Annotated in this window: 23 protein-coding genes and 1 tRNA gene; 8 read left to right on the forward strand and 16 right to left on the reverse strand. The window is 69.3% G+C overall.

Annotation, left to right across the window (positions count from 1 at the left end; translation table 11 throughout):
- From FFS20_RS07620 to FFS20_RS07640, 5 genes are all read right to left on the reverse strand, one after another.
- The coding region (locus FFS20_RS07620) for an ABC transporter permease (protein ID WP_137825267.1) at positions 1-729 on the reverse strand (729 nt) is incomplete at its 3' end.
- A 99-nt stretch (positions 730-828) separates the two neighbouring features.
- Complete coding sequence (locus tag FFS20_RS07625) at positions 829-1,230, reverse strand: TOBE domain-containing protein (protein ID WP_137825268.1); 402 nt, start codon at positions 1,228-1,230, stop codon at positions 829-831.
- Positions 1,227-1,649, reverse strand: coding sequence for a molybdenum cofactor biosynthesis protein MoaE (locus FFS20_RS07630; RefSeq protein WP_137825269.1), 423 nt, complete (start codon positions 1,647-1,649; stop codon positions 1,227-1,229). The genes FFS20_RS07625 and FFS20_RS07630 overlap by 4 nt, the downstream gene beginning before the upstream one ends.
- Positions 1,646-2,116, reverse strand: a complete 471-nt coding sequence (gene moaC / locus FFS20_RS07635) for a cyclic pyranopterin monophosphate synthase MoaC (protein ID WP_283202125.1) — start codon at positions 2,114-2,116, stop codon at positions 1,646-1,648. The genes FFS20_RS07630 and moaC overlap by 4 nt, the downstream gene beginning before the upstream one ends.
- Complete coding sequence (locus FFS20_RS07640) at positions 2,113-3,327, reverse strand: molybdopterin molybdotransferase MoeA (protein ID WP_137825271.1); 1,215 nt, start codon at positions 3,325-3,327, stop codon at positions 2,113-2,115. Before FFS20_RS07640 ends, moaC begins: the two co-directional genes overlap by 4 nt.
- A 45-nt stretch (positions 3,328-3,372) precedes the next feature.
- On the opposite strand from FFS20_RS07640, the gene moaA reads away from it, so the two are divergent.
- Both moaA and FFS20_RS07650 read left to right on the forward strand, forming a co-directional pair.
- Positions 3,373-4,461 (forward strand): GTP 3',8-cyclase MoaA, encoded by a 1,089-nt coding sequence (gene moaA / locus FFS20_RS07645; protein WP_137825272.1) that lies wholly within the window; start codon positions 3,373-3,375, stop codon positions 4,459-4,461.
- Positions 4,462-4,469: 8 nt separating this feature from the next.
- Complete coding sequence (locus FFS20_RS07650; RefSeq protein WP_249356721.1) at positions 4,470-4,748, forward strand: MoaD/ThiS family protein; 279 nt, start codon at positions 4,470-4,472, stop codon at positions 4,746-4,748.
- A gap of 74 nt (positions 4,749-4,822) precedes the next feature.
- On the opposite strand, the gene FFS20_RS07655 is transcribed toward FFS20_RS07650, so the two are convergent.
- Both FFS20_RS07655 and FFS20_RS07660 read right to left on the reverse strand, forming a co-directional pair.
- A complete protein-coding gene (locus tag FFS20_RS07655; RefSeq protein ID WP_137825274.1) occupies positions 4,823-5,962 on the reverse strand; it encodes a HesA/MoeB/ThiF family protein in 1,140 nt (379 codons plus the stop codon).
- 42 nt (positions 5,963-6,004) lie between these two features.
- Complete coding sequence (locus FFS20_RS07660; RefSeq protein ID WP_137825275.1) at positions 6,005-7,210, reverse strand: molybdopterin molybdotransferase MoeA; 1,206 nt, start codon at positions 7,208-7,210, stop codon at positions 6,005-6,007.
- 132 nt (positions 7,211-7,342) lie between these two features.
- Between FFS20_RS07660 and FFS20_RS07665 the strand changes: the two genes are divergently transcribed.
- On the forward strand, positions 7,343-8,182 hold the full coding sequence (locus FFS20_RS07665; RefSeq protein ID WP_249356722.1) for a CPBP family intramembrane glutamic endopeptidase: 840 nt from the start codon (positions 7,343-7,345) through the stop codon (positions 8,180-8,182).
- Between the two features lie 92 nt (positions 8,183-8,274).
- Here FFS20_RS07665 and FFS20_RS07670 read toward each other — a convergent pair whose 3' ends face one another.
- Both FFS20_RS07670 and FFS20_RS07675 read right to left on the reverse strand, forming a co-directional pair.
- The gene (locus FFS20_RS07670) at positions 8,275-9,744 is read right to left on the reverse strand and encodes a peptide MFS transporter (protein WP_137825277.1); all 1,470 of its coding nucleotides are present in this window, start codon (positions 9,742-9,744) and stop codon (positions 8,275-8,277) included.
- A 119-nt stretch (positions 9,745-9,863) separates the two neighbouring features.
- A complete protein-coding gene (locus FFS20_RS07675; RefSeq protein ID WP_137825278.1) occupies positions 9,864-11,174 on the reverse strand; it encodes an MFS transporter in 1,311 nt (436 codons plus the stop codon).
- Between the two features lie 280 nt (positions 11,175-11,454).
- Here FFS20_RS07675 and FFS20_RS07680 point away from each other — a divergent pair, with 280 nt between their 5' ends.
- Positions 11,455-11,868 carry a phage holin family protein gene (locus tag FFS20_RS07680; RefSeq protein WP_137825323.1) on the forward strand — a complete coding sequence of 138 codons (414 nt, stop codon included), beginning with the start codon at positions 11,455-11,457 and terminating at the stop codon, positions 11,866-11,868.
- 92 nt (positions 11,869-11,960) lie between these two features.
- Positions 11,961-12,188 (forward strand): hypothetical protein, encoded by a 228-nt coding sequence (locus FFS20_RS07685; RefSeq protein WP_137825279.1) that lies wholly within the window; start codon positions 11,961-11,963, stop codon positions 12,186-12,188.
- 66 nt (positions 12,189-12,254) lie between these two features.
- On the opposite strand, the gene FFS20_RS07690 is transcribed toward FFS20_RS07685, so the two are convergent.
- Both FFS20_RS07690 and FFS20_RS07695 read right to left on the reverse strand, forming a co-directional pair.
- Positions 12,255-13,118 carry an alpha/beta hydrolase gene (locus tag FFS20_RS07690; RefSeq protein ID WP_249356723.1) on the reverse strand — a complete coding sequence of 288 codons (864 nt, stop codon included), beginning with the start codon at positions 13,116-13,118 and terminating at the stop codon, positions 12,255-12,257.
- 2 nt (positions 13,119-13,120) lie between these two features.
- Positions 13,121-14,062, reverse strand: coding sequence for a universal stress protein (locus FFS20_RS07695; RefSeq protein WP_249356724.1), 942 nt, complete (start codon positions 14,060-14,062; stop codon positions 13,121-13,123).
- Positions 14,063-14,739: 677 nt separating this feature from the next.
- Here FFS20_RS07695 and FFS20_RS07700 point away from each other — a divergent pair.
- Both FFS20_RS07700 and FFS20_RS07705 read left to right on the forward strand, forming a co-directional pair.
- Entirely contained in the window at positions 14,740-14,958 is a 219-nt protein-coding gene (locus tag FFS20_RS07700) for a hypothetical protein (protein WP_137825281.1), read from the forward strand.
- Between the two features lie 161 nt (positions 14,959-15,119).
- A tRNA-Ala gene (locus FFS20_RS07705) sits at positions 15,120-15,192 on the forward strand.
- Positions 15,193-15,273: 81 nt separating this feature from the next.
- Here FFS20_RS07705 and FFS20_RS07710 read toward each other — a convergent pair.
- The 4 genes from FFS20_RS07710 to FFS20_RS07725 form a co-directional block, all read right to left on the reverse strand.
- On the reverse strand, positions 15,274-15,798 hold the full coding sequence (locus tag FFS20_RS07710; RefSeq protein ID WP_137825282.1) for a methylated-DNA--[protein]-cysteine S-methyltransferase: 525 nt from the start codon (positions 15,796-15,798) through the stop codon (positions 15,274-15,276).
- Between the two features lie 90 nt (positions 15,799-15,888).
- On the reverse strand, positions 15,889-17,340 hold the full coding sequence (locus FFS20_RS07715) for an Ada metal-binding domain-containing protein (RefSeq protein WP_137825283.1): 1,452 nt from the start codon (positions 17,338-17,340) through the stop codon (positions 15,889-15,891).
- A gap of 32 nt (positions 17,341-17,372) precedes the next feature.
- Entirely contained in the window at positions 17,373-18,329 is a 957-nt protein-coding gene (locus FFS20_RS07720) for an arsenic resistance protein (protein WP_137825284.1), read from the reverse strand.
- Positions 18,326-19,777: a PLP-dependent aminotransferase family protein gene (locus FFS20_RS07725; protein ID WP_249356725.1), complete on the reverse strand. Its 1,452-nt coding sequence runs from the start codon at positions 19,775-19,777 to the stop codon at positions 18,326-18,328. The genes FFS20_RS07720 and FFS20_RS07725 overlap by 4 nt, the downstream gene beginning before the upstream one ends.
- A gap of 122 nt (positions 19,778-19,899) precedes the next feature.
- Between FFS20_RS07725 and FFS20_RS07730 the strand changes: the two genes are divergently transcribed.
- Positions 19,900-20,571 (forward strand): hypothetical protein, encoded by a 672-nt coding sequence (locus FFS20_RS07730; RefSeq protein WP_137825285.1) that lies wholly within the window; start codon positions 19,900-19,902, stop codon positions 20,569-20,571.
- A gap of 143 nt (positions 20,572-20,714) precedes the next feature.
- Here the strand turns inward: FFS20_RS07730 and FFS20_RS07735 are convergent, their stop codons facing one another.
- Complete coding sequence (locus tag FFS20_RS07735; protein ID WP_137825286.1) at positions 20,715-22,088, reverse strand: aminotransferase class V-fold PLP-dependent enzyme; 1,374 nt, start codon at positions 22,086-22,088, stop codon at positions 20,715-20,717.
- Positions 22,089-22,132 lie beyond the last annotated feature (44 nt).

Consider the following 22,132-nt stretch of genomic DNA (forward strand, 5'->3'; position numbering starts at 1 on the left):
GGAGAGGGCGATCGCCGACTGCGGATCGGACTCGCGGACGAGGTAGATCTGCAGCGGCATCGTCCGGGTCACCCCAGACAGGGAACCGGCGAAGGTGAGGGTCGCCCCGAACTCGCCGAGGGACCGGGCGAAGCAGAGGACGGCACCGGTGAGGATGCCCGCCCTCAGCATCGGCACGGTGACCGTGACGAACACCCGCATCGGCGTCGCCCCGAGTTCGGCGGCGGCGATCTCATAGCGCTGCCCGCGCGCGGCGACCGCGGTCTCGACCGACATCACCATGAACGGGAGGGAGACGAAGATCTGGGCGACGACGACGGCTGCCGTCGTGTACGCGAGCCCGAGACCGGCCTCGGTGAGCAGGGACCCGAGATACGCCGAGCGCCCCCACGTGTAGAGGAGTGCGAGGCCGCTGACGACCGGCGGCAGGACGAGCGGGAGGAGGATGAGGGTGCGCACGAGCCGCTGCCCCGGGAACGTCGTCGTGGCGAGAAGATACCCGAGCGGGAAGCCGAGGACGACGCTGACGAACGCGGAGATCGTCGACGTGAGCAGGGACAGTCCCATCGCCAGCTGGGACTCGGGGGCCGCGATGACCTCGCCGAGGTGGCCGAGGTCGATGCGGGTGACCATCCCGATGATGGGGACGAGGAGGAACGCGACGGCGAGGACAGCGGGAATCCACAGCCACCTCGGCGCCGTCGCATGTCTCCGGGCACGTCCCGTCACGGACGGTACCCCGGTGTGGAATCACAGATCATCCACCCATTATCACCCGCAGATGCGGAGTTTCATGCCATCTGCGTCAGCATCTGAGACTGGTTCGGGTCAGTCGCCGCCGGCGGTGTCGATCCACACCATCGTCGCCTTGACGGCCGCGGTGGCGAGACTGCCGGGTTCGAGTTCGAGCTGACGGCACGCCTCGGCGGACATCAGGGACACGACCCGGAACGGTCCGCACTGGAGGCTGACCTGCGCCATCACCCCGTCGATGACGACATCGGTGACGAGACCGGTGAAGCGGTTGCGCGCCGAGCTGCGCACGTGCGTCGGGTCCTCGAGGGAACCGGCGCCGTCCTGGGCGAGCACGGCGAGTTCGGCGCCGTCGACGACGGACCGGTTCGAGGCGTCCTTGTGCTGAGCGAGCCGGCCGTCGCTGATCCAGCGGCGGATGGTGTCGTCGCTGACGCCGAGGAACCGGGCGGCCTCGCTGATGCGCAGCTGAGTCATTCGAGCGCTCCCACCCATTCGTCGTCGCCGTCGGTGAAGAACTGGTGCTTCCAGATCGCCACCTTCTCCTTGACCTCGTCGACGAGCTCGCCGCACGCGACGAACGACTCACGACGGTGCGGTGAGGCGACGACGGCGGCCAGCGCCACGTCACCGACGGACAGCTCTCCGACCCGATGGACGACGGAGAGGCGGACCGCGGGATGCCGCGCGGCCACGGCGGCGGCCGCCTCGGCGATGTGCGCGGGCGCCAGCGGGTGGGATTCGTAGACGAGCCGGGTGACACCGCGGCCCGAATCGTGGTCGCGGATGATCCCGGAGAAGGTCACGGCGGCGCCGCATTCGGCGGTGACGACCTCGGGTTCGAGCTCGGTCACGCTGATCGGGGACTCGGTGATGCCGGTGTTGATGACGGTCATGACTCCCGACTCCAGTCCCCGCTCTTGCCGCCGGTCTTCTCGAGCACCTTGATGTCGCCGATGACCGCGCGGTTGTCGACGGCCTTGATCATGTCGAAGATCGTTAGCGCGGCGACGGAGACCGCGGTCAGGGCCTCCATCTCGACACCGGTCACCGAGACCGTCTTCACGGCCGCGGTCACCGTGACGGCCGAGTCGGTGAGGGTGAAGTCGACGTCGACGCCGGTCAGCGGCAGCGGATGGCAGAGCGGGATGAGGTCGCTCGTGCGCTTGGCGCCCATCACCGCGGCGATCCGCGCCACCGGCAGGGCGTCGCCCTTGGGCAGGCCCGCCTCGGCGATGAGGGAGATGACCTCCGGGGTCGTCGTGATCGTGGCCGTGGCCACGGCCCGCCGCCGGGTGGTGCTCTTGTCGCCGACGTCGACCATCCGGGCGGCTCCGGTCTCGTCGAGGTGTGTGAGGCTCACGCGATTGTCCACGTTCTCAGCCTATCCCCCGCGCCCGCGAACGGGTCGTCAGGGTCATCGGTGGGCGGGATGAAGACGAGGTGGGTGCTCTCGGCGTAGCTGTGGAGCAGATGCGACCGGGAGCCGCCGACGAGGGTGATGCCGTCGTCGTCGACGATCGCCCGCCGCACCTGGAGTTTGCCGCGGGGCGGGGTCTCGTCGAGGTCGGCGGCGAGTCGGTGGAAGCCGACGGGGCGGGCGTCAGTGCCGGGATCGATGCCGAGGAGGGCCGGGCGGATGAAGAGCTCAAGACTGATGAGGGCGCTCACGGGGTTGCCCGGCAGGGCCACCCAGGGGCGACCGGCGAGCCTGCCCACGCCCTGCGGTCCGCCGGGCTGCATCGCGATGGGTTCGAAGAGCATGTCCGCGGCCGGGTCGAGGGCCGCGGCGAGTTTGACGACCTCGCGGGCGCCCTTCGAGATGCCGCCGGTCGATACGACGAGGTCGGTGTCGACGTCGCGCACTCGACGCAGCAGCTCCTCCGGGTCGTCGGGCACCCGCAGCCGGGTGACCTCCGCACCGAGGCGGGTGAGGCTCGCGGTCAGGGTGATGCCGTTGGCGTCCTCGATGCCGGCGTCGGCGTCCCCGGCGATCTCGTCTCCGGTGCTGAGGACGAGGATGCGCGGGAGGGTGACGACCTCGAGGTCGACGACTCCGCAGGCGGCGGCGACGCCGAGGCGGGCGGGGGTGAGGAGCGCACCGGCGCGCAGGACGGTGGTCCCGGCGGTGACGTCGCTGCCGCGGGAGCGGACGAACGCGCCCGGTGCGGGTGCGGTCTCGACGATGATCTCAACGGCCCCGAAGGTGCCCGGTTCGGTGGCCTCGATGGGGATGATCGTGTCCGCACCCTCGGGCACCGGGGCCCCGGTCATGATCTCGACGACGGTGCCGGGGTCCACGGCAGCGCCCCGGGCTCCGGCGGCGACCTGCCCGACGACGGGCAGCGGGCCGAGGCGGGACCCGTCCCGCGGTGCGGTCGTCAGGGTCTGCGCGGCGACGGCGAAGCCGTCCATGCTCGAGTTGTCGAACGCGGGGACGTCGACGGCGGAGACGACATCGGCGGCAAGCTGCCTGGGCCCCTGGAACAGGGCTGTCAGGGGCCTGCGCGCCGCGCCGCGCAGCGGACTGATCGTCTCGAATACCCGACGACGATGCGTGAAGGCGCTGGTCATGGGACGATGATAGCGAAGAGCTTTCGTCAAGGGAGGAGAACGGACATGGGGACGATCGGTCTGCCGACCCCGGTGCTGAGGACTCCGACTCTCGACCCGGGCACGTCGTTCACCGCGCACAGCGAGGAGTCTCTCCTCGACACGTTCGGGCGTCGCGCGCGCGACCTGCGGATCTCGCTGACGGATTTCTGCAATCTGCGCTGCAGCTACTGCATGCCCGCCGAGGGTGTCGAGTTCATGCCCCGCGACGCGGCGATGAGCGCAGAGGAGATCATCCGCTTCGCCCGCATCGGCGTCGAGCGGTTCGGTGTCGACCAGATCCGGTTCACCGGCGGAGAGCCGCTGACCCGCCACGACATCACCGACATCATCGCAGGCGTCGCCGCCCTGACACCGCGGCCGAACATCGCCCTGACCACGAACGCGATCGGTCTCGACAAGCGCGCGGCGAAGCTCAAGGAGGCCGGTCTCGACCGGATCAACGTCTCCCTCGACACGGTCGATGCGGACACGTTCGCCGCGATCACCCGGCGACCGTTCCTCCAGCGCGTCCTCGACGGAGTCCGGGGTGCCCAGGAGGCCGGTCTCGACCCGGTGAAGATCAACGCCGTGCTCCTGCCGGGAGTCAACGACGCTCAGGCGCCCGACCTCCTCCAGTGGTGCCTCGACCACGGGCTGTCGCTGCGGTTCATCGAGCAGATGCCCCTCGATGCGGGACACTCATGGGATCGCGGCACGATGATCACCGCCGCCGACGTCTTCGCACTGCTGGCACCCCGCTTCGTCCTCACACCCGACGAGGCCCCGCGCGGTGGGGCGCCGGCGGAGAAGTTCCGGGTCGCGAGCCGGGAGGATCCGGACACCGACCTCGGCGACGTCGGCATCATCGCCTCGGTCACGCGTCCGTTCTGCGCCGACTGCACCCGCACCCGACTGACCGCCGAGGGCAGAGTGCGCACGTGCCTGTTCTCCCGCACCGAGGTCGATCTGCTCGCCGCACTGCGCTCGGGTGCGACTGATGAGGAGATCGCGAACCTGTGGAAGGGCGCGCACTGGGCGAAGCTCGCCGGGCACGGCATGGACTCCGCCGACTTCACCCAGCCGCAGCGACCGATGAGCGCCATCGGAGGATGAGAGAGACCGTGTCGACCACCGCAGACTCGCATGCCGCCGCACCCGCGACCGTGACCGTGCGCTTCTTCGCCGCCGCCCGGGAGGCGTTCGGCACGAAGCAGTCCACCGCCGAGGCGGCCACCCTCGGCGATCTCATCTCCGTCCTCACCGCCGGGGCCGACACCGAGGCGGTCACCGTGCTTGAGCGGTCGAGCTTCCTCGTCAACGCCCGGGCGCGCACCGACCGGCAGGCGCCCTTGGCCGCCGGGGACACCGTCGACGTCCTCCCGCCCTTCGCGGGAGGCTGAGCGGGACAGAGCGCCGTGCGAGCGGCGGAGTGCGAACGCCGTCGGGTGATTGCCTGTCGGAGCGTGACCGCCGGTCAGGTCGCGGCGTCGATGCCGCCGCGGGAGAGGTGGGCGAGGTAGCCGCCGGAGATCGACACGGCGTCGACCCCCGCCCGGCGCAGAGCGCTGACCGTCCGGGCCGAGCGCACCCCTGACCGGCAGTAGAGGGCGAACCGTGCGGACTCCCCCACGACCGCCGCGCCTGTGGCCGCCGTGAGCAGCTCGGGCTCGGCGAGGAGACGCTCCATGGGAATGTGGGCGGCTCCGGCGACGCTGCCCGCCGCCACCTCGTCGTCGTCTCTGATGTCGACGAGCACGTCGTCCGCGGTGAGGTCATCCCACGTGATGACCGGGATGGCCTCGTCGGCGGGCGCGTTCGCCGCGGTGGCTCCGGAGAGGTCACCGGCTGCTCCCTGGGCACCGCCGGTGCGGTGGGCCTCCAGACTCGTCACCGGCCGGCGCTCTGGGTCTCGGGCGACGGGGATCGTCTCCCAGCTCGCTTCGAGGCTGCTGTGGATCGAGACGGCGTCGAACAGGGGTGTGCCGATGCCGGCGAGCACCTTGACGGTCTCCATCGCCATCGCCGAGCCGATGCTGCCGCACAGGGCGCCGATGACCCCGGCGGTCGCACAGTTGGGCACGGACCCCGGCGCGGGCATCTCGGGATAGAGGTCGCGCAGCGTCGATCCGGTGCGGGCGTCGAAGACGGCGAGCTGCCCGTCGAAGCCGAGGATCGTGCCCCACACGAGGGGGGTCCCGAGCATCTCGCACGCGTCGTTGACGAGGTAGCGGGTCTCGAAGTTGTCGCTGCCGTCGACGACGATGTCGGCCCCGGTCAGCAGCTCCTCGGCGTTGTCGGCGGTGAGCAGCACCGGGTGCGTGATGATCTCGATGTCGGAGTTGAGACCGGCCAGCCGCCGGGCTGCGGAGTCGACCTTGCGGTTGCCGACCTCCTCCTCGGCGTGGAGGAACTGCCGGTGGAGGTTGCTCAGTTCGACGACGTCGGGGTCGATGACGCTGATGGTGCCGACCCCGGCGGCGGCGAGATAGGTGAGCACGGGCGCTCCGAGGCCACCGGCGCCGATGACGACGACGTGGGAGGCGAGCAGCCTCTCCTGAGCCTGGGCGCCGAATCCGCGGAGGCGGATCTGGCGGGTGTAGCGGGCGAGGTCCATGGCTCTCAGTCTAGGACCGAGGAGCGCACGCGTGCGCACCCCCTACCTCTCGAGGCCGGTCGCCGGCAGGGCGAGGACCTCGACGAGGTCGCCTGCAGTGATCGCCGCCGGGGCAGTGGGCACGCGGAGGATCGCGTCGGCACCGGCGAAGTCGCGCAGCCGGGAGCGTTCGGCCGGGACGACGGTGCCGTCGACCGAGACGGTGACCGGCACGAAGGACACGCCCTTGACGTGGCCTGCGAGCTCAGGGCCGGCATAGACGGCTTTCTGCCAGCGTGCGGCGAGGTCGGTCCCGGACATCAGGGAGAGCGCGAAGAGGTGGAAGGACAGCAGCGCGCCGGACGGGGTGCCCGGGAAGTGGAGCAGGGGCACGCCGCCGCGGCGCCCGTGGCCCTGCGGACCCCCGGGGCGTTGGCGGACCCGGACGAACTCGGAATCGGTGCCCTCGAGGCTCGCCCGCACGACTTCGAAGGCCCCGGCGCTGATCCCACCGGTCGTGATGACGAGGTCGACGTCCGGGAGGAGACCGTCGAGCACGGTGAGGAACTCGGTCGGATCGTCGCTGCTCGTGCCCACGTGCGGGATCGCCCCGGCCGTGACGATGGCGGCGGAGAGCATCGGCAGGTTCGAGTTCGGGATGATCGGCGCGCTCGCCTCCTCCGCACCCGAGGCGGCGGCGAGTTCGTCGCCGGTGACGATGAGTCCGACGCGCAGCCGCCGGCGCACCTCGACGGTGGTCTCCCCGAGCATCGCGAGCGTCCCGATCGCCGCGGCCCCCAAGCGCTGACCGCCGAGGACGACGATGTCGCCGACCGCGGTGTCCTCACCGACGTCGCGGATGTTCCACCGGTCGACAAGGTTCTCCGGCAGGCTGGCGACGGTGATCGTCTCGGGGATGCCTCCGGTCCGGGCGGCATCGGTGAATTCGACGGGGATGACGGCCGCGGCACCATCCGGCACGGCGGCACCGGTCATCACGCGCACCGCCGTGCCGCGGGCGACGTCGACCGGCCGGTGACCGGCGGGCACGTCGCCGACCACGGTGACGAGGGCGCCCGCGCGGGCTAGTTCGAGGGCGCGGGCGTCAAGGGCGTAGCCGTCCATCGCCGAGGTGGCGAAGGCCGGGATCGGATCCCGGGCGACGACGTCGTGGGCGAGGATCCGACCGACCGCCTCGGCGAGGGGCACGATCTCACTGCCGACCGGCAGGGGTCCGGCGATGATCCGGGAATAGGCCTCGGGGTCCACGCACGTCCTTTCGCTGCGGCGGGCCGGAGGAGTCGCGGTGAGTCGTCCGGTCGGAGATGTCTCCGTCGATCCTAGGGCGTGGGCGCCGCTCTCGACCAATGCGCCCTGCCGGCCTCGATTAGAGTGGGTGACGTGGAGGAGAAGACCGAACCGAGAAGATGGAGCGTCGTCTCGCAGCCGGGGCTCGCCGCGGTCCTTCTCGCCGTCTCGGCGGTCATCCTCTTCGGGATCGGCACGGAGTTCCGGGCCGTCAAGGTGTGGGGCTATGCGCCGATGGCCGCGTCTCTCATCCTCGCGTGGACGACGGCGGACAGGAGCTTCGCCCGGGATCTCAGTGTCATCGCCGGCGCGCTTGCGCTCATCTCCGCGATCTCCGTCGAGGCCGACATCTCGTGGACGAACATCCTGCGGATGGGGATCGTGCTCAGCGCCGTCGTCATCGGGCCCTTCCTCGTCACCCGGTACTGGTTCAAGGAGAAGAGCATCGTCTACCCGCGCCGGCACGGTCAGCCGTGGTCGAAGCTCGAGTGGGGGTGGCTGATCTTCGTCGTCGTGGTCGCCTGGCTCGTCCTCCCCCAGTACTTCTTCCGCACCGGGGTCTACCTCAACTGGCCGGCGGTGACCGAGTGGCATGAGATCCTCAGGCTCTTCATCGGCGTCAACGCCGTCGGGCTCTGGGACGAGCTGTTCTTCATCTGCACGGTCTTCGCCCTGCTGCGCCGGCACTTCGACTTCTGGACGGCGAACGTGCTCACGACGATCATTTTCGTCTCGTTCCTCTGGGAGCTCGGCTACCGGTCGATCGGTCCGCTGCTGACCATTCCCTTCGCCCTCGTCCAGGCGGTGATCTTCACGAAGACGAAGTCCCTGCCCTACACGGTCACGGTCCATCTCATCTTCGATGCGATCGTCTTTCTCACGATCGTCGCCGCCCACCACCCGCAGGCGCTGCCGATCTTCATCGGGGTCTGATCCCGACAGGAGAACCGCCCTGTCCGGAGAGTTCCGGACAGGGCGGTTCTGTCGTGGTCTGGTCACCCGCGGCGACGGGTGTCAGAGGCTGCTCAGCGCACGCCCTTGAGCAGCTTGAGCATCGGCTTCGTCAGCGTCAGCGCAAGCAGGCCGAGGACGACCGAGGTGCCGCCGATCGACGTCCAGTACGGGGTCTGGTTCGCCGGGTCGAAGTACCCGCCGAGCACACCCGAGAGCGCGGTGCCGACACCGGAGGCGAGGAAGAACACGGCGATCATCTGCGACTGGAACACCTTCGGGGCGACCTTCGTCGAGAACGACAGGCCGACCGGGGAGATGAGCAGCTCGCCGAAGACGAAGACGGCGAGGATGAGGCAGACCCACAGCAGCGGCGTCGAGTTCGCCGGCGCAGTCGCGTACGGCAGGAACATGAGGAAGCCGAGGCCGATGAAGACGAGCGAGAGGCCCGCCTTGACCGGGGTCGAGATCTGCTTGGGCCCGAGCTTCATCCACATCGTCGCGAACAGCGGGGCGAAGATGATGACGAACGCGGCCGGGATGAGCTGGATCCAGTTGATCGGCATCTCCCACCCGAAGATCGACCGGTTGAGGTTGCCGTCGGAGTAGACGGTGAGGACACCGAAGATCTGCTGGTACATCGACCAGAAGACGACGCTCGTGATGAAGAACGGGATGAACGCGAGCACCCGGGAGCGCTCGGTGGCGTTCGTCTGCGGCGAGGTGTACATGACGATGAAGTAGCACGCTGCGGCCGCGGCGGAGATGCCGGCGATCCACCAGTCGAGGTTCTCGGGGTTGACGAGACCGGTCATCCACAGCACGGTGGCGAGGACGACGACGGCGACGACCGCGACGATGAAGAGGTAGAGCTTCGACTTCGGCAGCGGGTTGACCGCGGTGCGCGATTCGGCGGGCAGCTTCTTCCGGCCGGAGCCGTAGATGACGAGGCCGAGGGCCATGCCGACGGCGGCGGCGCCGAAGCCGTAGTGGAAGCCGACGTTCTGCTGGAGCAGTCCGGTGATGAGCGGGCCGAAGAGGGCACCGATGTTGACGCCCATGTAGAAGATCGTGAAGCCCGCGTCGCGGCGGGGGTCCTTCTCGTCGTAGAGCTCACCGACGAGCGCGGAGGCGTTGGCCTTGAGTCCACCGGAACCGAGGGCCACGAGGATGAGGCCGGCGGCGACACCGCCGAAGCCCGGCACGAGCGCCAGCGCGATGTGGCCGGCCATGATGATGATCGCCGAGTAGAAGAGGACCTTCTCCGCGCCGAGGATGCGGTCGGCGATCCAGGCGCCGAGGATCGTGGCGAGGAAGACGGCACCGCCATAGGCGCCGACGATCCCGACCGCTGTGGCCTGCGGGAGTCCGAGTCCGCCGTCTGAGACCTGGAAGTACAGGTAGAGGGCGAGGATGCCGTTCATGCCGTAGTAGGAGAAGCGCTCCCACAGTTCGAGGCTGAAGAGCTGGAAGAGCGGAAGCGGGTGTCCGAAGAACCGCGTATCGCTCTTGACGACCTCGGTCGTCGAGGTGCTGGTAGACATATCGTGCTTTCCGTTGTGACGTGCGGTCGCGCGATGTGAGAGCGCGAACAACGGGTTACTCTACTCCCACGACATGGCACACAGCACATTTTCGCCGATATGGGAAGAGGCGTCCCAGATCACGGAATCTCGGTGTGAACCACATCTCGTTTCCGCTGGCGGAAGCGCACGAGCACGTTGAGCAGGGCGGCGAGGACGACGACGACCGCGGCACCGATCGGAACGGCGATGGCCGTGGACGTTCCGGCCTCCTCGGCGAGGATGCCGCCGAGCGCCGAGGCCACGGACTGCCCGACGATGATCGCCGATCCCGCCATCGACATCACGGTGGCCGAACGTCCGCGGGGGCTGCGTTCGGCGGCGAGGCTGAAGAGGGTGACCAGTGACGGCCCGATCGCGGTGCCCATGAGGAGGAGCCCGATGACGACTCCGGGCATCACTGACGCGGTCGCGAGCACGATGGTCCCGGCGAGCAGCAGCGGGGCGAAGCACAGCAGCCTCGCCCAGAGGGCGAAGCGCGGAGAGAAGAGGGCGACGGAGATCGCGAGGATCGCTGAGCCGATGCCGAGGACGCCGTAGACGAGCCCGGCCTGTTCGGGGTGGCCGAGGTCATTCATCAGCGAGGTCAGGGCCGTGAGCGTCGAACCGAAGACGAGCCCGATGCCGAAGACGCCGAGGACGACGACGAAGATCCGACCGGTGAAAAGGTCGCGCACCGGTCCCTTGCCGACGGTCGCGGCCCCGCCGGACGTCGCGATGCGACCGCTGCGGTGGAGGGCGAAGGCGGTGACGAAGATGAGCGTCATGGCGACGGCCCCGAGGATCGGGGCGACGGGTGAGAACCACGTGGCGAGGAGGCCGACGATGAAGGGGCCGAAGACGAAGACCACTTCGTCGGCGGCGGACTCGTACGCCATCGTGCCGTTGAGCACCTTCGACTGCCGGGTGCCGGGCAGCACCGAGAGGATGACATCGACGAGGCGGGAGCGCGACATCGGGGACACCTGCGGGGCGCTCGCCCCGATGAGGAAGGACGCGAGGAGGACGACGACGTCGGGCAGCGGGGAGAAGACGACCCAGGCGAGGAAGAGCAGCGCCGCACTGTTGATCGCCCCGACGACGAGGAGAACGGGACGCTGTCCCCAGCGGTCAGCGGCGGCACCGATGAAGGAGCCGAAGATCGCCGTGCCGAGCCCGACCATCGCGGAGTTGAGACCGCCGAGGCTGAGCGAATCGCAACCGGCGACGACGAGCGTGAGTACGCCGACGACGACCATCGCATAGGGCATGCGGGCGAGGAAGGCGATGGGGAAATAGCTGAGGCCGACGGCGCGCAGCAGGCCCGGCTCGGCCGCGACGGGGGTCGCATCCGGAGCCGTCGCCGCGGCCGCGGGGTCGGTGTGCGAATTCGTCGGTTCGGGATGTGGCATGGCGCTCTTCGTTTCTGCCCGCGGGTGACCGCGAGGATTCGGTGCCGCCGTGGTGAACTGCTCTGCACTCGGTAGATGCACATCGACTTGCTGGGAACTGAGCTCCCAGCCTACCCGCCAGCGACCGTCGCCGACCGGTGTCATCGGTCACGATCCGGCCGTGGGGTGTGGCCGCTCACCCCGGCGGCGCCCCCGGAACGGTCGGCCGCAGAGCGGCGCGGACACGGCTTTCCCATCCCTGACTCAGTGGACCCGCAGACGAGAGTGAAAGGATATGACCATGAACTTCCTCTTCCGAGTCGGCATCAACGCCTTCGCCATCTGGGTGGCCGTGTGGCTGCTGCCCGGCGTGAGCATCGCCGGCAATGAGCTCATCGAGGAACAGGTCGGTCCGGTCTTCGCGATGGTCGTCTCCTACCTCGTCATCGGTCTGATCTTCGGGTTGGCCAACGCCTTCATCAAACCGATCATCAGCGTGCTGTCGGCACCGATCACGTGTCTGACCCTCGGGTTGTTCTCGATCGTCATCAACGCGGCGATGCTCGCGATGACGAGCTGGCTGAGCGGGTTCACGCCGTTCGTCTTCACGATCGACTCGTTCTTCTTCCAGGCGATCCTCGCCGCGATCATCGTCTCCGTCGTCTCCGCGCTGCTCGGCTGGCTCGCCCCGGAGCGCTCCTACGACCGGGACTGACACGGCCGGCTTCCGAATGCCCGTGTCGTTCTCTACGGCATGTAGACTGATGGCTGATCATCGCCGTATCGCCGCAAGTCTCGGAGGAGAACATGTCCAACCCCGTCGCGCAGAGAACGCAGAACTCCGCGAACTTCGCTGACGTCGTCGTCTTCGTCGTCTGCTTCGCGCTCTTCATCTTCTCGATCTACCTCTTCGGCGCGGCGTTCTCCTCCCCCGCCGGCACCGAGTTCTGGGTGTTCTGGGCCGGCCTCATCGTCGCCTCGATCGCCTTCATGCTGCCGATGATCTACCACGCGATCGTCGATCGCCGCTCCTGATCCTCACGTCGGGTCACCGCTGACCTGAGACTTCGCTGACCGCGTCGCAGAGCATCTGCGGCGCGGTCAGTCGCGTGTGCGGGAGAACTCCTCGATCGCCGAGGCGGCCTCCTCGGGCCGCTCGTAGTGGACGAGGTGCCCCACCCCGGAGAGTTCGACGAACCTGACGTCGTCGAGTCCGCCGACGACGGAGCGGGTGACGCCGATCGGGGCGATCGCATCCGCGTCCCCCGCGATGACGAGGAGGGGCATCGTCAGGTTGTCCGCCACCTCGGTGACGGTGTGAGCGACGGACACGTCGAAGGCCTGCGCGAGCGAGCGCCGGTCGCTGAAGGTCGAGAAGTAGCGGGCGTGCTGGTCATGGATGTAGCGGCGCAGCCCGGGATCCTTCGTCGTCGCCATCACCTCGCTCATCAGCCGGACGATGACGGGACTGGAGAGCAGTGCCCGGCCGGGTCCCTCCGGCAGGCGGGCGCCGAGCTCGTAGTAGACCCGGGTCAGTGCCGTGAGGACGCGCGCTGAGCCTTCGAGGGCGGGGGTGGTGATCGGGTTGATGAGGACGAGCTCGGGCATCGCGGCAGGATCGGCTGCGGCGAGGTGCGAAACGAGGATCGACCCGAAGGAGTGGCCGACGAGGATCGGAACGGCCTCCCACTGAGCGGTCACCTCGGCGATGAGCTGGCGGAGATGATCGAGGTAGGCGGCCAGACTCAGCCCGCCGGTCAGGGGCGCCGCCTCACCGAAACCCGGCAGGTCGGGCACGATGACGGTGCGATCGCGCAGCGCGCGGGCGATCCGGTCGAGACCGTGGTGGTCACCCCGGAAGCCGTGGATCATGAGCACCGGTCGCCCGGGCCTGCGCCCGGGGTGCACCCACACCGGGGTGGGATGCCCGGCGACGCTGAGGTCGCGGCGCTCCGGCTCCCCCACGCTCAGCGGTCGTCGGCCGCGGTGGCCGACTCGGCGGGGTCGGAGGCCTCCGCCGGTGCGGAGCCGGACAGCGTGCGACGCGGAATGACGACGACGGGCACCGGGAGCACGCGCAGCAGGCGGCGCGCCCGGGCGCCGATGAACACACGCCCGTGACCGAGCCGGCTCGAGCCGATGAAGGCGAGCTCACCGGAGATCCATTCGACGCTTTCGGCGGCCTCCTCGATGTCGGCACCGGCCTCCGAGACGACGGTCGCCCGGCCGGAGGCGAAGAGGTCGGAGGCCCGGCCGGCGAGCATTGCTCCGCCGAACTCCTCGGCGAACTCCGTGACCTCGGCGACCTCGTCCTCGGCCATGCCGTCGTTCTCGATGAGCGCGAGCAGACGGAGGGGAACGTCGAAGGCGGTGGCGGCTTCGATCGCCGACCCGACGAGAGCGGCGGCTCCGGGTCGGGCACCGAAGAGCGCAGTGATGCGCGAGACCGGGCCGATGTCCGAGCGTCCGGCCGGGGCGAGGACGACGGGGACTTCGGAGGAGTGGAGCAGCGAGGTGGCGACTGTGCCGATGCGGAACTGGCGCATGAGCGTCGTGGCGCGGGCGCCGATGACGATGGCGACGGCGTCCTCGTCGGAGGCGACCTCCATGAGTCCCTTCGACTCGTTCGTCGCGGTGTGGATGACGCCGCGGGCGGCGATGTCGTCGGGGATGAGCGCGAGGGCCTCCTCGAGCCAGTCGTCGAGCTGCTGGGCGACGATTCCCGTGCCGTCCTTGGGGATCGACCCGGCGGCGTGGAACGTCGAGGTCTCCGGCCGGATGATCGTGACGACGAGTTCGACGGCGACGGAGCGGGCGATCGAGATCGCCAGGGAGATGGCGTCGCGTCCGCGGTCGGTGGCGATGTAGCCGACGACGAGGCGCGGCAGGGAGGCAGCGGATTCTGACATGGAGGACTCCTGGCTGGTAGCGGTTCTCTCAGCGATTCTACGTGGGCGGAGACGGTCCGCGCTGAGCATTCCGCACATGGTGATATGTGGGTCTGCGCACAATGCCGACGACTGGGAAATCGACCGGAGGAGAAATAAAGTTCAGCAATTCTGACCAGAAGTCCCACGATGCAGAGATTCTGTGATAACTTCGTGAGTGCAATTACGGATTCGCACCCATAAAGAATTGCATTGTTCCCCATGAGCACTGACGCCGCTCATCGACGATCCACGACCATGAAAGGAGTGCAGCTGAGATGAATGCCAATGACATCTTCCACCCCGTCTTTCCGGACTCCGACATCCGTCCGACGACGCTCGCTGCCTGCTCGGTCGGCGGACTGGGACTCGACGGCTGATCCTTCCAGCCTGACTCGTCTTCTTCCGCCGGCACCCTGAGCGCCGGCGATTCCTCTGCGCTTCGCGCATCGATTGCCCTCGTGGACCTCACTCCCGGACTGTGATCCTCACGTCCTGGCTGTGATCGTCACGTGGCACGGTGCCGGTGTCTCGGAATTCCGCTCAGCGAGCATTTCACCTCATTGCTTCTCGTGCATTGCCGCACGCTCGAAACAGTGAGTTTTCACCTGACATTCTTCCGGGGATTTCCCCTGCCCGAAAACACGTGAGGACTAATCGTGTCGACAACATTTGCATTCACTTTTCCCAGACGGGTCGCACTGTCCGCGGGTCTGCGCCTGGTGCGCTGGGCTCGGCGTCCGCATACCGCGGTCACGCAGCGCGACGTCGACCGTCGCATCGCCGAGGTCAGCAGCCTGGCCGCCCGGGAGGAACTGGCGCGGCGCCGCGAACGCGACGTCGCGCGCTACCTCTGGCACGTCCGCCCGTTCGTCTGAGCGGCTGCAGGCCCGCGGCCGGACACCGGTCGCGGGCCTGCGGGCTCTGCAGCCGGACTCTGGCCGCGGGGTCACCAGCGCCTTTCCGCACGATGTGCCGAGCGTCACGCACCGCCGATTTGGCGCACAGCCCGCGCCTGAGTAATATTGATCAGGCAAGCGGGGGTATGGCGCAGTTGGTAGCGCGTCTCCATGGCATGGAGAAGGTCAGGGGTTCGAATCCCCTTACCTCCACCGCAGGGCGAAGGCCCCGGACGAATGAGTCCGGGGCCTTCGTCGTACCACCGAGACCGTCGTTTCCGCGACGGGCGCCTGTCAGCCGGCTGACCGCTCGAGGTCAAGCAGGGTCTGCTTCCTCTCCTCGCCCCACGCATACCCGGTGAGCGCACCTCCTGCGCCGATGACCCGGTGGCACGGGACGATGATGCTGATCGGGTTCTTCCCGTTGGCCGCCCCGACGGCACGCGCCGCGGTCGGGCGCTCGATCCATCCCGCGAGCTCGCCGTAGCCGGCGGTCTCGCCGAAGGGAATCGTCGTCAGGGCCTCCCACACCTGCAGCTGGAAGACGGTGCCGATGGGGGCGAGCGGCAGGGCGAACTCTGTCCGATCGCCGGCGAAGTACTCCCCCAGCTGCGCTCGCGCCGCGACGAGGACGTCGAGGTCGGGATCCTCGACCGGGTCGGCGCCGGTGCGCACCGTGAGGCGGTCGAGGACCTCGGCGAATCCGTCGAGGTAGGCCCCGGTGAGGCTGGCCCCGTCCGAGGTGAGCAGGATCTGCCCGAGGGGCGAGTCGATGATCGAGTAGATGAGGACGTCGGTCCTCGGAGTCGTGAACGTCATGGTCGTTCCTCTCAGTGCGATGGACGGTGTGGTCGACGGTGGTCGGCTGTGACGGCAGCGGAGCCGTCGGCGGTGAGAAGTGCTCTGCGGTCAGGGACCCGACGCGACTGATCGCGCGTGGAGCGCCCAGAGCAGATGGGTGAGATACGACCGCCACGGGCGGGCCCGGTCGAGGTCGGGCAGCCCCCGCGTTCCGGCGGCGGTGAGATCCTCGAGCGCCTTCCGCACCCCCAGGTCGGAGCCGAGGAGGACGTCGGGATCGCCGAGGGCGCGCATTCGGATGTAGCCGACGCTCCACGGCCCGACACCGGGCAATGCGAGCAGTCTCTCCGCGGCTTCCTCTCGGTCGCAGCCGGGACCGAGGTCGATGTCACGACATGCGAGCGCCTCGGCGAGGGTGCGCAGCGTGGCGATGCGCTTGGCCGGCAGCGCCCACGCGTCATCGGGCAGCTCCGCGATCGCCTCTGCGGTCGGAAACACCCGATCGACGGCACCCGCGCGCATCTCGACGGGAAGCATCTCACCGGTGGACTCGACGAGCCGCGTGAGGTGGGTCTGCGCGGCGCGGATCGAGATCTGCTGTCCGAGCACGGTGCGGACGGAGAGTTCGACGGGGTCGCCGTGGCCCGGTGAGCGGATGCCCGGCACGAGGGCGGCAAGGTCACTCAGCCGCGCCTCGGCGAGGGTCCCGTGGACGGCGGCGGGATCCGCGTCGAGATCGAGGATCCGGCGTGCCCGCGCGACTGCCGCACCGAGGTCGCGGGTGTCGGCGAGGTGGAGGCGGCAGCTGACGAAGTCCCCGGTCCCGGCGGCGAGCGAGATCACGGCGGGCCCGTGGGCGAGTCGCAGGGACCGGGTGTAGCGCCCGTTCCCGGCCTCCTCGATGCCGGGCACGCTGCGGGCGGAGAGATAGGCGACGAGGTGGTCGAAGTCGAACGGGGGCCGGTACGCGAGCCGGACGACGAGGTCGTCGCCGCGCGGCAGTCGCGCACCGGTGCGCAGCCGCCCGGGGGCCAGACCGTACGTGTCCCTGAACGTGTCGTTGAACTGCCGGATGCTCGAGAAGCCCGAGGCGAAGGCGATCTCACTCATCGTCAGCGTCGTCGACTCGACGAGGGTGCGCGCGGTGCGGACCCGTTCGCTGCGGGCCAGCGCCAAGGGCCCGGCCCCGAGTTCGGCGTGGAGGACCCGGCCGAGCTGCCGGCTGCTGTAGCCGAGTGCCGCGGCCAGCCCGGAGACGCCGGACCGGTCGACGAGGCCGTCGCGGATGAGCCGCACCGCGCGGGCACTGACATCGGCGCGGACATCCCAGTCCGGGGAGCCGGGACTGACATCGGGTCGGCACCGCTTGCATGCCCGATAACCGGCTTCGACGGCAGCGGCAGCGGTGGGATAGAACGTGACGTTCTCCCGCATCGGCGTGCGTGCCGGGCACGAAGGCCGGCAGAAGATCCGCGTCGTCGACACAGCCGTGAAGAACATGCCGTCGAAGCGCCGGTCGCGGCCGGCGACTGCCTGGTAGCACTGATCCGTGGAGAGCATAGGACCATTCTGCTCCCCTGCGCGGCACCGTGCTAGCGGTTTTCGGACATCGCAGTGCGGGGAACGATCCGCGGCACGAGCCACACGAGGGCGACCATCGTGACGAGTTCGATGAGGGTCTGGGTGACGACGGCCGCGGTGCCCAGACCGTCACGATCGACAGCGCGGACGAGAGGCAGCATGACGAGCGAATTCCGCGTCACACCGGAGAAGATCAGGGCCCGCCGCTCCCCCGCCTCGGGCAGACTCGCGCGACCGAGGAGCCATCCGATGCCCGTCATGGCCACGGCGAAGACGATGAACGCCAGGGCCGCGGGACCGAGGTCGGAGAGATGGGGAACGACGACAGCCACTTCGGCGGCGGCGACGAGCGCAAGGGTGAGGAGCATGAGCGGCATCATCGCCGCGGTCGCCCCTGCGAGCACGCGCACGGCCCCGGCCGACCGGACTGCCGCGACCTGGAGAAGGGCCGCGGCCAGGAGCGGGACGATGATGAAGACGACGAGCGCCCAGAGGAACGGGCCGGGGGTGATCGCCGCGGTCGCGTCCTCGCCGAGGATGATCCGCAGCCACACCGGGAGCAGGAGGATCTGGGCGATCATGAGGACGGGGGTGAGCGCGAGCAGCCTGTCCGCGGAACCGCCGGCCAGCCCGGTGAAGACGATGACGTAATCGATGCACGGGGTGAGCAGGACGATGAGCACCGGGACGACGACAGGGCCCGGCAGGGGCACAGCGAGGTGGATGCCCGCGACGACGACGGGGACGACGAGGAAGTTGAGGCCGAGGACCGTGAGGGCGAAGCGCGGCCTCCCGAACGCGCGTGCCGCCCCGGCAAGCGGGATGGAGGCGAACGTCGTGAAGAGCAGCAGGACGAGCACCGGGGTGACGAGCAGTCCGGAGAGATCCCCGGCACCGGGGATGAGGGTGCCGGCGATGATGCCGACGGCCACCGCACCGAGGCAGCCGAGCGTCTGCCAGGCAGTCACGCGACGATCCGTGCGCGTTCGTCGGGGATGGGCCCGGGCATCTGCAGAGCGTCCTCCCACGCCGCGGCCAGGCGCGGGGCGACCTCGGCCAGCTCCGCCTCGGCGACGGTGTAGGGCAGGCGGATCCACCGATCGAGCCCTCCGATCGGGGCGAAGTTCGGACCCGATGCCAGGGTGACGCCGTGCGCCCGGGCCGCGGAGACGAGCGCCCCGGAGCGCTCCTCGGGCAGTCGCGCCCACAGCGCCATGCCGCCGTCGGGCACGGCGACCTGCCAGCTCGGCAGGTGGGTGCGTACGTCGGCGACGAGTCGGTCACGAGCCGCGGCGAGCCGAGCCCGCATCTGCGCGACGAGCTCATCGTGGTTGCGCAGCAGTTCGACGGCGACGAGCTGCTCGAGGACGGGCGCCCCGAGGTCGAGGGTGAGGCGGACGGCGGCGGCTTCCTCCATCCGGGCGGCCGGAACCCGCATCCAGCCGACCCGCAGCCCGCCCCAGAAGATCTTGCTCGTGCTCCCCACGGCGATCGAATCGGGGGCGAACACCGACAGGGGCGTCTGTCCCGGCGTGCCGTCGAGACCGAGCTCGACGAGCGACTCGTCGACGACGGGAACGACCGCGGATCTGCCGAGCTCCGCGGCCAGGGCTGCGCGATCGGCATCGGGCAGGAGCGCCCCCGTGGGATTGTGGAAGTCGGGGATGAGGTAGGCGGCGCGCACGCGGTTCTCGCGCATCGTCTGCCCCATCGCCCTGACGTCCCAGCGGTGGCGGCCGTCGTCGTCGACCTCGAGCGGGTAGGCGACGATGCGGGCGCCGGCGCCTTCGATCGTCGCGATCGCGTTCGGGTAGCTCGGGCTCTCGACGAGGACGCCGCCGGACCCGCCGAGCAGGGCGCGGATGCCGATCGCCGCGCCGCCCAGGGCCCCGGAGGTGATGAGGATGTCGTCCGGGCGGGTCGGCAGACCACGCTGGGTGTAACGGGCGGCGACGAGTTCGCGCAGCGCCGGAATGCCCGAGGGATAGTAGCCGGTGCCCGGCAGATACGCGTGGACCTGCGACACCGCGCGCTCGTAGGCGTCGACGAGTCCGAGCGGTGCGACCGTGGCCGTGCACGTGAGATCGATCGAACCCGCAGTCGGCTCCGTCGGGGAGAGCAGGTGGTCGATGCGACCGCCGGGCACCTCGGGAAGTTCGACGAGGCTGCCCGACCCCCGGCGCGTGCGGACGAACCCGAGTTCCCGCAGCCGGGCGTACGCCCGCGACGACGTCGTCCGGGAGAGGTCGAGGGCGGTCGCGAGTTCGCGTTCGCTCGGCAAGCGGACGCCGACCGGGATGCGGCCATCGGAGATCGCGTGGGCGATCGCCCCGGCCAGCGACTCATAGGCCGGCGGCGCGAACGGGCCGGTGCCGATGATCCGTGCCAGCCGGCGGGCTCCCATCGCAGTCGTCATGGAACCACTTTGTCTCAATTGGCTATTTTCCGCAATGCCAATTCACGACATCATGGTCAGACGCCGCACTCCCGTGCGGTCCTCTGACACAGACCGCACCGACCGACCCGAAAGTCCACTCCATGGCCTCGACTCCTCCATCGCGACGCGAACTCGCCAACGTCGGACCGCTTCAGCAGCTGTCCGGGGGACGGCTCCCCCGCCGTCTCGTCCAGCTCCTCGTCGGCCTCTACCTCTACGGCGCGTCGATGGCGATGGTCGTCGTCGCCGGACTCGGCATGATTCCGTGGGACGTGCTCCACTCGGGCATCCTCAGGCATGTCCCGCTGACGTTCGGCACGATCATCACGATCACCTCGGTGCTCGTCCTCCTCGCGTGGATCCCGCTCAGGCAGATGCCGGGCCTGGGCACGGTGCTCAATGCGCTGCTCATCGGCCCGTCCCTCGATGTCACCCTGCTCTTCCTGCCGCGGCCCGAGGACCTGGGGTGGCGGATCGCCCTCCTCGTCTCCGGCGTCGTCCTCAACGGGGTCGCCTCGGCGATGTACATCGGCTCGCAGTTCGGTCCGGGACCGCGCGACGGCCTGATGACCGGGCTCTCCCGGGTCACCGGTCGTTCGATCCGGCTCGTGCGCACGCTCATCGAGGTCACCGTCGTCGCCGTCGGGTGGGCGCTCGGCGGGGTCATCGGGATCGGCACCGCGCTCTACGCGCTGAGCATCGGACCGATCACGCAGGCGCTTCTGCCCGTCTTCACCGTCGAGCTGCGGCCCCGCAGGGCCGCCCGAGACTGACCGGACCGCACCGGGCCCGGCAGCACCGTGGGCACCTGACCTGACGACGGCCGACCTGAGGGCAACTCACCCGGACAACGCCGACGGCGCCGCCCTCCCTGCATCAGGAGAGCGGCGCCGTCGGCGGCACCAGGCTTGCAGGCTCACTCCATGGTGTCGAGGATGTCGACGAGGTCGTCGAAGGTCGTGAGCGGATTGACGATCGCGAACCGCGCGTTCGGGCGACCCTCGTGGGAGCTCGGGACGACGAAGGCCCGCTGCTCCTCGAGGAGCTTGTCCGACCAGGCGTCGTAGTCCTCGCGCTCCCAGCCGACGCGTTCGAAGACGACGACGGAGAGCTCGGGGTCGCGCACGAGGCGGAGGTTCGGCCGCTTCTTGATCTCCGTACTGATCTGCCGGGCGAGATCGATCGAATGGCTGATGGCGTCGCGATAGGTCTGCGCGCCGTAGGTCGCGAGCGAGAACCACAGCGGCAGGCCGCGCGGGCGGCGTGTGAGCTGGATGGCGTAGTCCGAGGGACTCCACTCATCGGACTCGGTGAGAGTGTCGAGGTACTCCGCCTTCTGCGTGTGGGCGCGCCGGCCGTTGCGGGGATCACGGTAGATGAGCGCACACGCGTCGAAGGGGGCGAAGAGCCACTTGTGCGGATCGACGATGACGGAGTCGGCGCGTTCGACGCCGGCGAACTTGTGCTTGGCGAGCGGGGAGAGCATCGCGGCGAGCCCATACGCGCCGTCGATGTGGAGCCAGAAGTCGAAGTCGTCCTTGAGGGCGGCGATCCCGGCGATGTCGTCGATCGTCCCGAAGTTCGTCGTCCCCGAGGTGGCGACGACGGCAATGACGGCGTCGCCGTGCTCCTCGAGCGCCTCCCGGACGCCCTCGGGCCGGAGGATTCCGGACTCATCGGTGGGCACGGGGGCGATGTCGACGTCCATGACGTCAGCGGCGGACTTCACCGACGAGTGCGCCTCGGCGCTGCAGACGATGACCCACCGGCCCGGTCGCGTGTCCCCAAGTTTCGTCTTCTGCGCCTCGCGGGCCGCGACGAGCGCGGAGAGGTTGCCGATCGTCCCGCCCTGGACGAAGACCCCACCGGCGGTCTTCGGGAGGCCGAACTCGGAGGCGAGCCACGACAGCACCTCGTTCTCAGCGTGGACGACTCCAGCGCCTTCGAGCCACGACCCTCCGTAGAGAGCGCTCGCGGAGACGACGAGGTCGAAGGCCACGGCGGCCTTCGTCGGGGCGCTGGGGATGAAGGAGAGGTACTTCGGGTGGTCGGTCGTGATGCACGCGGGGGCGAAGATGTGCTCGAAGATCGCGAGTGCGCGGGCCGATCCGAGGCCCTCCTCGCTGATCGTCGGTCCGGCCAGCCGCGTGAGCTCGGAGTCCTTCATCGGGTGGTCGAGCGGGGTGTCGACGGCGAGGGTGCGCCGCCGTGAGTAGTCGAGCACGAGGTTGACGAGGTTGCGGGTCTCATCGGAGACGACGTGCATGCGGTCGTGGGGAGTGTCGGTCATCGGGGCCTCCGAGAGAAAGAGCGGGTGTTCATTCGTCCGAGGAT

The organism is Brevibacterium sp. 2SA, from assembly GCF_005502845.1.
GTDB lineage: Bacteria > Actinomycetota > Actinomycetes > Actinomycetales > Brevibacteriaceae > Brevibacterium.